The organism is Alkalibacterium sp. (assembly GCF_046484155.1).
Lineage (GTDB): Bacteria > Bacillota > Bacilli > Lactobacillales > Carnobacteriaceae_A > Alkalibacterium.
Window position 1 is genome coordinate 1 of sequence record NZ_JAWOBT010000018.1, and the last position, 15,038, is coordinate 15,038.

At 44.1% G+C, this 15,038-nt stretch carries 17 protein-coding genes; 1 reads left to right on the forward strand and 16 read right to left on the reverse strand.

Annotated elements, in window-relative coordinates; genetic code table 11:
• The 14 genes from R6U02_RS01635 to R6U02_RS01700 all read right to left on the reverse strand — a co-directional run.
• Positions 1 to 421: ECF transporter S component (locus tag R6U02_RS01635; protein WP_410261887.1), on the reverse strand; the 421-nt coding region annotated here is incomplete at its 3' end.
• 65 nt (positions 422 to 486) lie between these two features.
• The gene (locus tag R6U02_RS01640) at positions 487 to 999 is read right to left on the reverse strand and encodes a transcription repressor NadR (RefSeq protein WP_410261888.1); all 513 of its coding nucleotides are present in this window, start codon (positions 997 to 999) and stop codon (positions 487 to 489) included.
• A 35-nt stretch (positions 1,000 to 1,034) separates the two neighbouring features.
• Positions 1,035 to 2,747: an ABC transporter ATP-binding protein gene (locus R6U02_RS01645; protein WP_410261889.1), complete on the reverse strand. Its 1,713-nt coding sequence runs from the start codon at positions 2,745 to 2,747 to the stop codon at positions 1,035 to 1,037.
• Positions 2,748 to 2,828: 81 nt separating this feature from the next.
• Positions 2,829 to 4,913: a glycine--tRNA ligase subunit beta gene (glyS, locus tag R6U02_RS01650; RefSeq protein ID WP_410261890.1), complete on the reverse strand. Its 2,085-nt coding sequence runs from the start codon at positions 4,911 to 4,913 to the stop codon at positions 2,829 to 2,831.
• Complete coding sequence (glyQ, locus tag R6U02_RS01655) at positions 4,914 to 5,843, reverse strand: glycine--tRNA ligase subunit alpha (protein WP_410261891.1); 930 nt, start codon at positions 5,841 to 5,843, stop codon at positions 4,914 to 4,916. It abuts the gene before it with no gap.
• 302 nt (positions 5,844 to 6,145) lie between these two features.
• The gene (gene recO, locus R6U02_RS01660; RefSeq protein WP_410261892.1) at positions 6,146 to 6,931 is read right to left on the reverse strand and encodes a DNA repair protein RecO; all 786 of its coding nucleotides are present in this window, start codon (positions 6,929 to 6,931) and stop codon (positions 6,146 to 6,148) included.
• Positions 6,932 to 6,960: 29 nt separating this feature from the next.
• Positions 6,961 to 7,875 carry a GTPase Era gene (gene era, locus R6U02_RS01665; protein ID WP_410261893.1) on the reverse strand — a complete coding sequence of 305 codons (915 nt, stop codon included), beginning with the start codon at positions 7,873 to 7,875 and terminating at the stop codon, positions 6,961 to 6,963.
• Positions 7,872 to 8,276 (reverse strand): cytidine deaminase, encoded by a 405-nt coding sequence (locus R6U02_RS01670; RefSeq protein WP_410261894.1) that lies wholly within the window; start codon positions 8,274 to 8,276, stop codon positions 7,872 to 7,874. The genes era and R6U02_RS01670 overlap by 4 nt, the downstream gene beginning before the upstream one ends.
• Positions 8,277 to 8,289: 13 nt before the next feature.
• Positions 8,290 to 8,685: a diacylglycerol kinase family protein gene (locus tag R6U02_RS01675; protein ID WP_410261895.1), complete on the reverse strand. Its 396-nt coding sequence runs from the start codon at positions 8,683 to 8,685 to the stop codon at positions 8,290 to 8,292.
• On the reverse strand, positions 8,669 to 9,139 hold the full coding sequence (gene ybeY / locus R6U02_RS01680) for an rRNA maturation RNase YbeY (RefSeq protein WP_410261903.1): 471 nt from the start codon (positions 9,137 to 9,139) through the stop codon (positions 8,669 to 8,671). Before ybeY ends, R6U02_RS01675 begins: the two co-directional genes overlap by 17 nt.
• Entirely contained in the window at positions 9,139 to 10,110 is a 972-nt protein-coding gene (locus tag R6U02_RS01685; RefSeq protein WP_410261896.1) for a PhoH family protein, read from the reverse strand. The genes ybeY and R6U02_RS01685 overlap by 1 nt, the downstream gene beginning before the upstream one ends.
• Before the next feature lie 209 nt (positions 10,111 to 10,319).
• Positions 10,320 to 10,766 (reverse strand): GatB/YqeY domain-containing protein, encoded by a 447-nt coding sequence (locus tag R6U02_RS01690; protein WP_410261897.1) that lies wholly within the window; start codon positions 10,764 to 10,766, stop codon positions 10,320 to 10,322.
• Positions 10,767 to 10,812: 46 nt separating this feature from the next.
• On the reverse strand, positions 10,813 to 10,983 hold the full coding sequence (gene rpsU / locus R6U02_RS01695; protein ID WP_410261898.1) for a 30S ribosomal protein S21: 171 nt from the start codon (positions 10,981 to 10,983) through the stop codon (positions 10,813 to 10,815).
• Positions 10,984 to 11,199: 216 nt separating this feature from the next.
• Complete coding sequence (locus R6U02_RS01700) at positions 11,200 to 11,619, reverse strand: Fur family transcriptional regulator (RefSeq protein WP_410261899.1); 420 nt, start codon at positions 11,617 to 11,619, stop codon at positions 11,200 to 11,202.
• Positions 11,620 to 11,760: 141 nt separating this feature from the next.
• On the opposite strand from R6U02_RS01700, the gene R6U02_RS01705 reads away from it, so the two are divergent.
• Positions 11,761 to 12,573, forward strand: coding sequence for a pyruvate, water dikinase regulatory protein (locus tag R6U02_RS01705; RefSeq protein ID WP_410261900.1), 813 nt, complete (start codon positions 11,761 to 11,763; stop codon positions 12,571 to 12,573).
• 196 nt (positions 12,574 to 12,769) lie between these two features.
• Here R6U02_RS01705 and R6U02_RS01710 read toward each other — a convergent pair whose 3' ends face one another.
• Complete coding sequence (locus R6U02_RS01710; protein WP_410261901.1) at positions 12,770 to 12,922, reverse strand: hypothetical protein; 153 nt, start codon at positions 12,920 to 12,922, stop codon at positions 12,770 to 12,772.
• A 269-nt stretch (positions 12,923 to 13,191) separates the two neighbouring features.
• A complete protein-coding gene (locus R6U02_RS01715; protein WP_410261902.1) occupies positions 13,192 to 14,760 on the reverse strand; it encodes a Mur ligase family protein in 1,569 nt (522 codons plus the stop codon).
• Between the last annotated feature and the right edge of the window lie 278 nt (positions 14,761 to 15,038).

Below are 15,038 nucleotides of genomic sequence, written 5' to 3' on the forward strand. Positions count from 1 at the left end.
CTAATCCGAAGAAAAATAAAGAAACAACGGCGACTTCAGCTAAAGCATGCACGATCCCCAGCCAAAACGAGAAAATATAGCTCTTCACAGGTGAAGAAAGGATGTCTTCTCTCCTATTGTTTATATAAAGCGCCCCGACCAGTGCGAACACGACGTGACTGAGCGCCCGAAGTGTAATGACGATCGGGAAACCGGCAAGCAAAAAACCAACTGCTGAGCCAAGTGATACGAGCACGGCGATCTGCGGTGAAAGAAACAACGCGAAAAATATAGGCACATGGCTTGCTAAGGTGAACGAAGCCGGCTCAAGTAACACTTTGATCGGCATGACCATCGGGATCATGATTGCGATGGCGGTCAGTAAAGCGGTGATCGTCAATTTTAAAGTATTCGTCTTTTTGATAAAAAACATCTCCTTCATCTATGTATATATGGGTGTCTTTACACCTTTAAAGTATACGCAGATTCCCGGAGATGTCAATAGCTTTATTCGTATAGAAAGCCTTTTTCTCTGAGACCAAGGATACATTTGTCCCGTGTCGCTTCATCTTTGGCCCTGATCGTGTGGGTATGGATGCCCTCTGTCAACGTAGAAAGCAATAGCGTCTCGGTTTCATCAAGTTTGCCGAGGAATTCATCAGCTTCCAGGCGACTGGAAATATTTAAATCTCCCCTCATCATGCCATATAACGGGTGTTCCACGATCACATCTATCACTTCGCATCCGCAGTCCACAATGGTATAGAGTTCTTCTCGGGTTTCTTCACGCGTGTGCACGCAGACCAGTTGAGCGGTCACATCAGCAGCTCCCGCTTTTCTCATCATGTAGCCTTTGGGGGTGGCATAAATATCCTCACCCGCAGCTCTGAGTAAGGCGATATCACCGACGATCACTTGCCGACTGACGTCAAACTGTGTCGCCAGTTCGCGAGCGACTATTGGCGTGGAACGATTCTTTAAGGCTTTAAGAATTTCTTCACGTCTTTGTTCTGCTTCCATAGTATTCCTCCTCATCAGAGTTTTTTAGAGTTTTCTCAAGAAAATTGGGCGTCATACAAAGCTTTGTAGGCGCCGCCTTGAGCGATCAGTTCATCATGACTTCCTTGCTCGACTATCGCTTTATCTGCAACGACGACAATGCGGTCGGCATTACGGATCGTTGCCAGACGATGGGCGATAATCAAAGTCGTTCTTCCTTTGGACAAGCTTTCTAAAGCTTCCTGGATGGCTTGTTCTGTTTCTGTATCCAAAGCTGATGTGGCTTCGTCCAGTATCAGGATGGGCGGATTCTTTAAGAACATACGGGCAATAGACAAACGCTGTTTCTGACCGCCGGATAATTTGACCCCGCGTTCGCCAATGACGGTTTCCAGTCCTCTCGGCAGGTTGTCGACCACATCTTCGAGATTGGCCATCTTGACGGCAGCCTGAACTTCGGCCTCTGTTGCCTCCAGTTTACCATACAGGATATTTTCTCTAATGGTCCCGGGGAACAGGAACACGTCTTGCTGGACGACGCCGATCTGTTCGCGTAAGGACTTCAAGGTAATTTCTTTGATGGAATACCCGTCGATGGTTATTTTACCGCTGTCTATGTCATAAAAGCGCGGCAGCAGATTGCATATCGTGGTTTTTCCTGCCCCACTAGGTCCGACAAAGGCGATGGTCTCACCCGCATCGATTTTCAAGTTGATGTCTTTCAAGACCACTTGATCTTTTTCGTAGCTGAACACCACATTTTTATATTCGATATCGCCTTTAAGCGTCTGGACGTCATAAGCATAATCGGTGTCTTTCACATCAGGATGGCGATTCATTTCATCAAGCAGGCGTCTGAACCCAGCGATGCCTTTAGGGTAACTTTCGATCATGTGGTTCACTCTTTCGATCGGACGGACAAACACGTTGGCAAACAAGATAAAGGCAACCAGATCACCATAGCTTATTTCGCCTTGAATGGTGAAATAGGCGCCGAAAAACAGGGTGAACAAGCTGATCAGGCGAATGAAAAAGTAGTTATACGAATGACTGATAGCCATGGTCTTGTAAAAGAGATATTTGGATTTTTTATAGGCCTGATTCAAATGCTCGAAACGTCTTTGTTCATAGTCTTCATTTGAAAAAGCCTGAACGACACGGATGCCGCCGACTGACGCTTCGATACCCGCACTGAAATTACCCAAGTCATCATAGATCTGCGTATTGACCTGGGTCATACGTTTATTGAAGAATCCCAGTGCCACAGCGATAAACGGGACCAGGATGAACGTCATGATCGCCAAAGGCACATGGACACTCAGCATTAAACCGAAAGCACCCAGTAACGTAAAGATGGTGATAAAGATATCTTCAGGTCCATGGTGGGCGACTTCAGCGATCTCAAACAGATCGGATGTCAATCGTGTGATCAGCGTGCCTGTTTCCCGGTCATCGAAATAGGAAAAAGATTGTTTCTGCAGGTGATTGTAGAGATCCTGACGCATATCTGTTTCGATATTCGTTCCCAGTTTGTGCCCGTAATATGTAACGACAAAATGCAGTGTCGTGTTGATGGCGTAGATGACCAATAAGCCGATGGACACCCCGATGACAAGTGGCCAGTTGCCGCTCGGCAGGATCTGATTGACGACTTGCTGGACTATGATGGGAAAGGCCAGTTCCAAAACGGCTACCACCGTCGCGGCCGAAAAATCCAGGGTGAATAACTTTCTATACGGTCGGTAATAAGAGAAAAATTGTTTTAGCATAAGAGGCTACTCCTTCAGTCAAACTCCATTTAATTCCCTATATAAACGAAAGAAGACAGCTTTACTGCCTTCTCTGTCTGATTATTTGATCACTAGCGCATTAAACCGGGCAAACGGTCGTACTAATTTATTGATGCGATTTAGCAGTGCCAGACGATTGGCCTTCACCGCTTCATCTTTGGTCATGACCATGTTTTCATCGAAAAAGGTATCGATCAACGGATGCAATTGAACGAACTGCTGCCATTTCTGCTCAGCACTGATATCTTTTTCCGTCAGTATTTCGATGGCATCCACGGCGTCATTAAGATCACGCTCTGAGTCAGATTCAAGCAAGTCGACAGCCACACTTACGTCATCATCCGCTTTTTCAGCGAGATTGGCGACCCGTGTCAGAGATTCGACCACCGGTTTAAATTGTTCCGACTGTTTCTCCTCTTTTAAAACACGCGCCTGGTCGATCAAAGCGATCAAGTTATCATGTGATGACCCAAGAACAGCGGTTCTCACGTCATGCTCTTTCTCCAGACCGGCATTTTTAGAAAGCCATAGATCCAGTCGATCTAGAATGAATCGGCTGACACTCTCTTTGTTTTGTTCATAAAGGGCTTTGGTCTCAATGTTTTGTGTTTCCAGGATGATCGCATCCATCAGATCCGTGATCGAAAAGGAGAGATCAAAGGCTTTGATGATCCGTACGATTCCCATAGCTTGTCTTCTTAAAGCGAAAGGATCATTTGACCCGGTCGGCACAAGTCCGATAGCGAAGAACGACATCAGTGAATCCATTTTATCTGCGAGAGATATCAGGGCGCCCGCTTTTGTGCGAGGAAGCCCACCTTCCATACTGTCCGGCAGATATTGCTCGGCTAAAGCCGCTGATACCGTATCCGTTTCGCCTCTTTCTTCAGCAAATATACCCGCTATCTTCCCTTGCAGAGAAGTGAACTCGGTGACTGTTTGTGTCACCAAATCAAATTTGCAGATTTGAGCTGCGCGTTTCACATCCGCTTCGCCCTCGGCTTTCAAATCGAAATACGGAACAAGGAATTGGGCAAGACGTTCGATACGTTCCTGTTTCTCATAAAGTGAACCGATTTTTTCGTGGAACGAAACAGTTTTCAGTTTTTCAACAAAATGAGCGATCGTGTGTTTATTGTCTTCTTCATAGAAGAAGGCGGCATCAGCCAAGCGTGCACTCAAGACTTTTTCATTGCCCTTACGCACGTGATCCAGACCCTGGCCGTTGCCGTTTCTGACGGCGATAAAATAAGGTAAAAACGCTGCCTCCTGATCGTCTCCACGGACGGGGAAATAACGCTGATGATCGGCCATGGCTGTTTCCAGAACGGCTTCAGGCACCTTCAAAAACGATTCGTCAAAGGAACCGTAAAAAACGGTCGGGTATTCGACCAGATCCGTGACTTCATTTACAAGTGACGCGTTGTCCGTCGGATCCTGCCAGTTTTTTTGCTGACATAAGGCTTTGATCTGCTTGACGATCTCTTCCTGACGTTCTTCGCGGTCGACTAAAACAGCTTCCTGCTTCAGTGTTTCCTGATAAGCTGAGGCGTGATCCAAGGTCACTGCTTTTCCTAAAAAGCGGTGACCTCTTGTCTCCTTGCCTGACTTCACGTCGAACAGTTCCATAGCGACGACCTCATCATCGAGTAAGGCAACCAGCCAATGCACCGGACGGATGAATTTATAAGACGTATTGCCCCACTTCATCGAAACGGGGAAGGTCATCGAAGGGATACGGTCAGCCAAACTTTCCAGTACCTGTTCAGCGCTTTGACCCTTGATTTCTTTTTCAATGAACACATACTCTTCACCTTTTACTTCTTTAAAGACGATCTCTTCGACAGACGCTTTTTGACCTCTAGCAAAACCGATCGCTGCTTTAGACCAGTTGCCTGCATCATCCAGGGCGATCCGTTTAGCGGGACCTTTGACTGTTTCGTTCCTATCCGCCTGTTTTTCTTCCAACTCGGTCACACTCACGGCCAGGCGTCTGGGAGTACTGTAGACGGCTAGTCCCTGGTGACCTAAACCATGTTCTTTGAGATGCGTTTTGACCAGTTCTTTTAATTGATCGGCTGAAGGCTCGACAACTTTCGCAGGCATTTCTTCCAATCCTATTTCGAGCAAGAATGTGTGTGTCATTTATTTCTCCTCCTTAACGCCGTACTTTTCGATCCACTTAGCTGCTTCGTTGTCTTTTAAAAGTGGGAAGGAAAGTTTTGCCCGTTCTTCTAAAAAGCCCTTGGCGATCAAGCGGGCCATATGACGGATGCGCTTGAGATAATCCGGGCGATCTGTCGCCGATACAGCGCCTCTTGCATCCAGCAAGTTGAAGGCGTGGCTGCATTTGAGCACATAATCATAGGCAGGATGGACCAGTTTGTTCTCGATCTGTTTCAACGCTTCTTTTTCAAAGGCGGCGAATTGACTGAATAAAAAGGCCTTATCGCTGTGATCGAACGAATAAGCAGAATGTTCATATTCCGGCTGCATAAAGATCTCACCGTATTTAACACCGGGCGCCCATTCGATGTCATACACACTGTCCACATCTTGAATGTATGAAGCCAGACGTTCCAGACCGTATGTAAGCTCACTGGTGACGGAATCCACTTCCAGACCACCGACTTGCTGGAAATAGGTGAACTGCGTGACTTCCATGCCGTCCAGCCAGACTTCCCAGCCTAAACCGGCACATCCGAGAGACGGGTTCTCCCAGTTATCTTCGACAAAACGAATATCATGTTTCAGCGGATCGATGCCTAAAGCTTTCAGGCTCTCGATATAAAGATCCTGGATATTTTCAGGTGAAGGTTTCATCACCACTTGAAATTGATGGTGCTGGTACAGACGGTTGGGGTTTTTTCCGTAGCGTCCGTCAGCGGGACGACGACTCGGTTCTACATAAGCGGCATTCCATGGTTCTGGTCCAATGGCGCGTAAAAAAGTATAAGGACTCATCGTTCCAGCCCCTTTTTCAGTGTCATAAGCCTGCATCAGCATGCACCCTTGTTTGGACCAGAACTGCTGCAGCGTAAGAATAATATCTTGAAATGTCTTTACTTCTTCCATTTTCTTCTCTCCTTTTATTGAAACGAAAACATAAAAAAGACCCGTCCCTATACTGACACGTGTGTTCAGTATAGGGACGAGTCTTCTCGCGGTTCCACCCTACTTCTGACTTTGATAGTCAAAGTCAGCTCTTTTAAATGGACACTCCGGATGCCTTTCAAAACAGGGTCCCCCCGTAGCTCGCACTTACCTACAGTCGCTTTTTAGATCACCTGTTTTTACTTTTTTCCTTCATCGTGTCTTGTATTTAATTTCTACACTTTATCTTATATGAAATACACGGTTTGTCAATGCATAACTGTTCACTCTTTTTTATCCGGAGAGGGTTTCAGCATGTTTTCCCATTGTTTCATACTGTCAATGAACCGGCGACTTTTGAGTTTGATCCCGACCATTTCATCATAAAGCTGGTCGATGACTGCTCTGATTTCTTTTTTCGTTTCATCCGTGATCGAAATAGACTTGATCTTATCAAAAGATATCACCGAAAACAGCCTGATGAAATGAATGGCTTTGGGACTTGCGTGGTAGCGCCGTTCGTCTTCGTGGTAATGTGCGGGACACAGCAAGCCGTGATGCAGGCTTGAATAATCGAACGCCCCTTCGGTTACTCCGCAGACCACACACCCGCGCAGTTCCGGCATGACACCGAACTGTCTTAAAAAGCGTATTTCAAAAATATTCATGATGACTTCGGCGTCTAAGCCTTCGTCGATCGCTTCCAGGCCTCGCACCAGCTGTTCGAACACCTGGACGTCTGCTTGCTTGTCTTCCAGCGCTGCATCAGCTAACTGAAGGATATAAGTGGCGTAGGCATTCAGGAAGATATCCTGCTGGATCGAGGAGAAAGGCGACACCAGTTTGACGTCGCGAATGAAGCTTAACCCCTGCTCTCTGATGTCAGCGATATACGTGGCTTGTGTAAACGGCTGTATGGCCGGTTTCAGTTTGTTGTTCGGATTCTTGGTTCCGCGCACAAAAAACATCAACTTCCCATATTCACGCGTAAATAACTTCACCAGGTAATCTCTTTCACGGTGTCTTCTGACAGACAGCACGATTCCATGCACTTCTTCTAACTGTGACACTCAGCCACCTTCTCACTTTCTGGTTTGAATCAATAGTTATCTTTGTTGTAGCCGAAGTCTTTGAGATTAGATTGCTTGTCGCGCCAGTCGCTTTGTACTTTCACAAATAATTCCAGATATATTTTGTCGCCAAGCAGTTTCTCGATGTCACGGCGCGCGTTGATACCGATATCTTTGATCATTTTCCCCTGTTTGCCGATGATAATGCCCTTTTGAGATTTTCTCTCCACATTGATGACTGCACGGACTTCCACTTTGTCATCCTCATTGCGCTGCATACTTTCGACAACAACGGCGATAGAATGAGGGATTTCTTCACGTGTACGCTCGAGGATCTTTTCACGTATCAGTTCGGACACGATAAAGTACTCGGGGTGATCGGTCACCTGGTCTTCAGGATAAAATTGCGGGCCCTCCGCTAAATAGGTGACGATCGTTTCCACCAGATGGTCGACATTGTTGCCGTCTATAGCTGAAATGGGGACGATCTCTGTAAATTCCATTTGTTTGTTGTAGTCCTCGATAATAGGCAGCAGCTCATCTGGATGAACCTGGTCGATCTTGTTTAAAACGAGGAACACCGGACTTTCAACGTGTTTTAATTTATCGATGACGAAATTATCGCCAGCGCCACGTTTTTCCGTGACGTTCACTAAAAAGAGGACGACATCGACTTCGTTGAAGGTACTGAGTGCCGTTTTCACCATAAAGTCACCTAAACCATGTTTCGGTTTGTGAATACCCGGTGTATCGATAAAGACGATCTGTTCTTTATCGGTCGTATAAATACCCTGGATTTTGTTACGGGTCGTTTGTGCTTTGTCGCTCATGATCGCGATCTTCTGACCGACCAAGCGGTTAAGCAAGGTCGATTTCCCTACATTTGGTCGACCCACGATTGAGACAAACCCTGATTTGTATGCTACTTCTTCTTTTTTATTCACACCATATCCTCCGCCTGAAATGCTCCCGGCAATAATTCTGCCACTGTCGTTTCTTTTATTTTTCCTTTTTTATTGGTCAGTAATACTTTCATATCCGGTTCGCAAAATTCAACCATCACTTGACGGCATGCGCCGCAGGGAGAGATAGGTTCCTCTGTCCCGCCGGTTACAACTAAATAATCGAACTCTTTGTCGCCTTCTGAAACAGCTTTAAATATTGCCGTGCGCTCGGCACAATTAGACAGGCCGTAAGATGCGTTTTCAATGTTGCATCCTGTATAGGTTTTGCCATCTTTCGTATGAAGGGCCGCACCGACCGGGAATTTTGAATAAGGAACATAAGCTTTACTCAACATTGCATCAGCCTTTGAAACCAATCCTTTTTTCGTTTGTTCATCCATTCATATCGCCTCTTTAAAATAGTATTTGTAGTAATTTCGGCAGTATAATAATTACCCCGATTATAACAGCGAAACTGGCTGTCACCAGGACAACTGCAGCTGCCATGTCTTTAACTTTTTTAGCAATCGGATGGTATTCTTCCGTGATCAGATCGACGACATTTTCGACAACTGTATTGATCAGTTCCATGACAAAGACCAGGTAACTCACCAGGATCAGCCATAGCCATTCTTCACGGGTGAGACCCAGAAACAAAGATAAGACGAAAACTAAGAGCCCAGTCAAAACATGGGTACGCATATTCCGTTCTTCTTTAAAGGCCGTTTTCACACCCCAAGATGCATAGCGGAATGAGTCTCTATATTTTCTGTTTTTTACTGGTAAATCGCGCTTATCGTTTGAGTCCATACTCTTTTAAAATCTCCTCTTGTAATGAGAACATCTCTTTCTCATCCGCTTCTGTCATATGGTCGTATCCATTTAAATGCAGGAAACCATGTACGAGCAGGAAGCCAAGTTCTCTATCTACAGAGTGTCCATAATCGCTGGCCTGTTCCACGGCTTTGTCATGAGAAAGGAAAATGTCTCCCAAGTCTCTTGGTATTTCATCGTCTTCCAGTTCAAGTGTCATAAAAATATCTTCGTCGTCTTCCAATGCAAAACTGATCACGTCAGTCACGGCATCTTTATTCCGGTATTCTCTGTTGATCTCTCTGATTTTCTGATCGTCAACGACCGTAATGGAAATTTCTGCACTTTTCGGGACGTTCAGTTTGTCTGCGGAAAATTGCAGCAGCTCTTCCATCCAGTCCAGTTTTTCCCGGGTCAGACGTTTCGTCTCGTCGTGTATTATTATATCCATCACTCTATCCTATCCGGTTCATTTACATACGCATTTATCACTTTGGCGACCAGAGGATGTCTGACAACATCATCAGCATCAAAGTGAACATGCCCGACGCCTTTGACATTAGCTAGCACTCGTTCAGCATGAATGAGTCCGCTGCTTACTCGTTTAGGCAAATCGATTTGTGTAATATCACCATTGATCACCATTTTAGAACCGAAGCCTAAACGGGTCAAAAACATTTTCATTTGTTGAGTGGTCGTATTTTGGGCTTCATCCAAGATGATAAACGCATCATCCAGCGTCCGTCCACGCATATAGGCCAAAGGAGCGATCTCAATGGTTTCGCGCTCGATCAACCGGTTTGTATGTTCTGTGCCGAAAATCGTAAAGAGGGCGTCATATATGGGACGTAGATAGGGGTCTACTTTTTCTTTCAAGTCCCCTGGCAGAAAACCGAGTGATTCGCCCGCTTCGACTGCCGGCCTGGTCAAGATGATGCGTTTAACATCGCCTCTGCGCAGCGCTGCTATAGCCATTGCGACAGCCAGGAACGTTTTCCCGGTTCCGGCCGGGCCAATGCCGAAAACAATATCATTATTTTTAACTGATTCGACATAGTCGCGTTGTCCAATGTTGCGCGCCCGGATGATCTTACCGTCTTTATCACGCGTGACTTCCTCTTCGTACATGCGCACGAATTTCGCCAGATTATTCTGTTTCGCCATTCTGATCGCTGAAACAATGTCCGCTTTTTTTATTTCGATGCCTTTGTCTTCCAAAACCAGCAATTGTTGAAAAAGAGATTCGATCAAATCAATGGTCTCGTGTTTGCCTTCGATTTCAAGTTGGGTGCCGCGGCTGTTGATCGACACGCCCATTTCTTCTTCCATTAACATCAAGTGACTGTTTTGAGGGCCAAATAAAGCAAAGACCCGCTGTGAATCTTCTAAATGAATTTGTCGTTTCTCATTCGATTCAGTCAACCGGCTAACATCTCCTTCTTATGTAAGACTGACAGGTACTTGTCAGCTCTCACTACATAGTCGTTTAAGTATATAAATAATAGCATAAATAGCACTAAAACTCTATGAAGTTGCCGAAAATAACGCTTTTCGCTGTTATTTTAATTGATTACAAAAAAAAGAACACCGTTTAGATTGTTCTAAACAGCGTTCTTTTCACGATCAAAGGTTTATTTAGTTAATTCTTCTTTAACGATAGAACTTACTAATGATCCATCTGCTTTCCCTTTAACTTTCGGCATCAAAGCGCCCATCACTTTACCCATGTCTTTCATGGATGATGCTTGCGTTTGTGCCACTGTTTCCTGAACAATCGTGCGAACCTCTTCCTCACTCAATTGTGCCGGAAGATAATTATCGACAACGGACAGTTCTTTTTCCAATTTAAGCACCAAGTCTTCGCGACCGGCGGCTTTAAATTCAGAATAAGATTCCATGCGCTGTTTTTTCTCACGAGCAAGAATCGTTACTTCTTCTTCCTCTGATAAGTCTTCGCGCTTATTGATTTGTTCAGTTTGCAGGGCAGATTTCAACATACGAACAGTCGATAATGTTTCTTTATCTTTCTGTTTCATAGCAGTGATCATATCTTTATTTAATTGATCAAGTATACTCAACTCGTTCACCTTCTATCATTCAAAACATCTGACAAAACGAAAATGATTATTTACGTTTACGTGCTTCTATAGATTTCAACTTACGTTTAACACTTGGTTTTTCATAGTGCTCGCGTTTACGGGCTTCTTTCAGAGTGCCGGATTTAGAAACGGAACGTTTGAAACGACGAAGAGCATCTTCAAGATTCTCGCCTTTCTTGATATCTGTTTTAGTCAACGTTCTTCCCCTCCCCTCGTACGTTCAGGGCGTTCCATGTGGCATTAAATGTTGAAATAGTCACAATTGGTCTTCCCTATCATTATAATGATGTAATTGTTATTTATACATGAGGTATAATACAATTCATTTTTATTATATACAATATAATAGAGAGCGTCAACCTTATCATTAAATTAATCACAATAAATTGGTCGACGCTCTTCTATTACCTTATTAAATTTTTTTTAAGCACTCTTCACATTTTCCAAATAATTCGAATCGATGTGAGTCTACTTCATAGCCTGGCAGCTGATCTTGGAAAAGTTCTAACGGACAATCCAATTTTTTTGTTTTCCCGCATTCCGTACAAATGAAATGATGATGGTGTCCTTTTACATCACACGTTGCACGAAAGAGTTTTTCTCCATTTAATTCCGTTTCTTCCACGATATTTAATTCAACAAACATATGCAAATTTCTATAAATGGTATCTGGACTGATGCCAGGAAACATTTTTTTCAATCGGTCCTGGACTTCTTTAGCAGACATATATTTATTTGAGTTGTATAAAACTTCTAAAATACGTTGTCTTTTTCCCGTCGTCTTATAACCATTTTGTTTTAAAGTTCTAACAGCTTGTTCAAAAGCAGCCACTAAGATCGCTTCCCTTAATTATTATTTATTCCTCTATAGTATAACGAAACAAATTTAAATATCAAGTTTCAAATTCATTCTAATTTAACGTCACTTCCTATATACTAAGACTATAAGTGATTTAAGAAAGGAGAACTAATTATGTCTTCACATCCTTCATTAACGATTATGGTCTTATCTGATTCTGTGGGTGGAACAGCAAGCAACGTCGCGCATGCTGCTCTGGCTCAATTTCCTGATGTGGATTATGAATTAAAGAATTTCCCCTTCATTCGTGGAGAAGATCAATTAAACGAAGTTCTAGAAAAAGCAAAAACATACCACGCCGTTTTACTTCATACTTTTGTCGATCCTATTTTGGTCGAGACGATCGAAGAATTTTGTGCCGAAAACAAGATAAAATGCATCGATGTCCTCAATCCGTTAATAAGAGAAGTAACCGCGCGAACGAACGTCATGCCGCAACACAAACCAGGTGCCAAACATAAGATGGATGATAAATATTTCAACCGCATAAGTTCTCTGGAATTTGCCGTCAAATATGATGATGGTAAAAATCCCAAAGGCTTTCTGGAAGCGGATATCGTTATTCTAGGGATCTCAAGAACATCCAAGACTCCGCTGAGCATCTATATGGCTAACCAGGGCTATAAAGTAGCCAACCTGCCTTTGATGCCCGAATCACGTTTGCCTGATGAAATATGGCAGGTGGACACCCGTCGCATGGTCGGCTTAACGAATGATGAAGAGCTGTTATCCAATATCCGAAGAGAACGCATGATTGCTTACGGCATGTCTCCGGAAACACCTTATTCGAGTAAAGAACGCATTCGTAAAGAAATTAAATATGCCGAAGAGTTATACAATAAATTGGATTGTCAGGTCATCAATGTTTCCAGTAAATCTATTGAAGAAACGTCAGCTATTATTATTGATTCATTGAATAATCAGTAAAGGTTCAACCGTTTGGATAAAAAAAGTGCTCCGCAGCTTCCGTTCCCGCTCTATTTTTGAGTGGGAACTGCTGTGGAGCACTTTTTTATGCTGCTCTATCCTTGAAGGACAAACCCATTTCGGAAAGCTTGTTGAGCTGGTCAATTTTACGCTGCCATGACCGGCTCAAATTCAAAAAAATCTTGAGCTGGTCATTTTACCAGTTAGATGACCAGCCCGCTTCACTAAAAATTCTGAGCTGGTCATTTTCCCAGCTAGATGACCAGCTCGCTTCACTAAAAATTCTGAGCTGGTCACTTTCCCAGCTAGATGACCAACCCGCTTCACTAAAAATTGTTGAGCTGGTCATATCGATCGACAAATGACAAACTCGATGCGAATTAAAATTCAAGTTGGTCATTCTTATGCCAGGACGACGAGCTCATTCAAGAAAGCGTCTCGAGTTGGTCACCGCAAACGGGAAAGGGCACACTCGCCACAAATAAAATACTGAGCTGGTCAGTTTTTAAAAAACTGACCAGCTCAGTATTAACTGATTCATGAGTGAGTGTTACTGATCCGGAAATCACTGATATTGAAAAAGGCACGCCTTTTTCTTCCTTCTAAAATAAAAGCCTGTTAATGAATAATCGGGTCAACAGCTTTTATACCTATAACTTTCCGGTTCAAGACATCCTTTATAGCATCTCTGTTGACATCTGCTCTTCTTTCCAGCAATGCATTCAGTGTCAGTTTCGTTCCATAGTCCATACCATGGGCGCCGGTGATCATCAACAGGTCTCCTGTCTTTATCTTGCTAAGCCCGGCAGAGAGTGCATCCGGCAGTTCCTGATAGAAGTCAACGGTTATGCCCCGACTTTTCATTGCATCGCTGTAAGCCTTGATTTCTTCTTCTGTTACGCGATTCAACTTATCGACATGTGAGCGGCTGGCTGTCAGTATGATTTGCTTGATATTCAGTCTTTTAAACCAATCTGCCATATTTTCAGCATTCTCACGGTTGATACTTGCCCCCCTGTTGCCACGAACGGCATGGACGAAATGAACGGAGTCATAATCGAGGGCTTCTATCGTCGCCATGCTGGAATCGATGTTGTTTTCATTCAGCATCAGATCGTCAATGATCATAAATTCGTCGTTATAGATAAGCTGGAATCGTCTTTCTACTCCTTTGAATCCTTCCAGGGCCTGCTTGATGATATCTACAGGAATGGCGTTGACCAGGCCTGCGGCAATAGCAGTCAGGGCGTTATATATCGAGAAGCGACCCAGAACAGCTAAATGCAGTCTGAATGAGGTCGGGCTGACTTCCGAGCCCCCTAGCGTTTTTATTGGCTTATTCAAGTGGACCGTACATTCCGGTGTCCCGCTCGACAAGTCGATATCCGAGACAGAGAGATGTCCCGTCGTATTTTCTATTCCGAAAGTAATGACCTGAGCTTTTGTTTCTGATGTTAATTTCTGTAAACTAGGTTCATCTATATTCAGAACTGCAACACTGTCTTTCGATGCCTCCCGGATAAAAGATGCTTTTGCATTGAAATACGCTTCATAAGACCCATGCAAGTCAATGTGATCTCTGCTTATATTGATGAACGCAGCGACATCGAAAGCGACATTGGCGACTCGCTGGAGCTCCAATGCGGATGAAGAAACTTCCATCGAGACATGGGAAATATTTTTATCCCGCATATCGGCTAAATGTTTCTGCAGATCAAGAGATTCAGGTGTCGTCAGCACGCTCGGCATCATCACGTCGTCATACTTCACCATGATCGTGCCGATCAATCCCGTTTTCAGTTCATAGGCCCTAAACACAGCATCGGTCATGTATGTAATGGTCGTCTTGCCGTTTGTCCCCGTGACTCCGAATAGCCGCATAAAACGTGACGGTTTTTCGTAAAAGGAGTCCGATAATTGTGCCAGCGCTTTTCGGCTGTCAGCAACAAGGAACTGCGGTATCGTTATGTCGGGTATGAATCTTTCTACGACAATAGCTGCGGCGCCGTGCTTTTCTGCATAGCCAGCATAGTCATGCCCATCGATCTGAAATCCGCGGATGCATACGAAAAGCGTATCGGGTTCCACGCGACTCGAATGGTAAGCCAACTTTTTTATGTTACCGTCCGTCTCATACCCTTTTTCAGCACGAACGTCTATAGATTCAAGTAATTTGGATAAGTCCATAAATTAATCCTCCGTTTAGTCAATGAATCGTTTGGTTTTCTGTCTTTTTTAAAGAAAGCTGCCTTGTCATTCACAGTTCAGAACGCTACTGAACCGGCAACGGGATCAGCTTTTTATTTACCTGAATTTAAAACAGTTAAAACTGCATATGATGATAGCGAACAGTCCAATCAGATTTCACAGTCAGCATCGTCTGCTGATCACAAGTCGGACGTATACTTATTTTGAAATAAATGGTCAGAAAGCCATACTGACAAACCAGCTGACCCTCTAATATC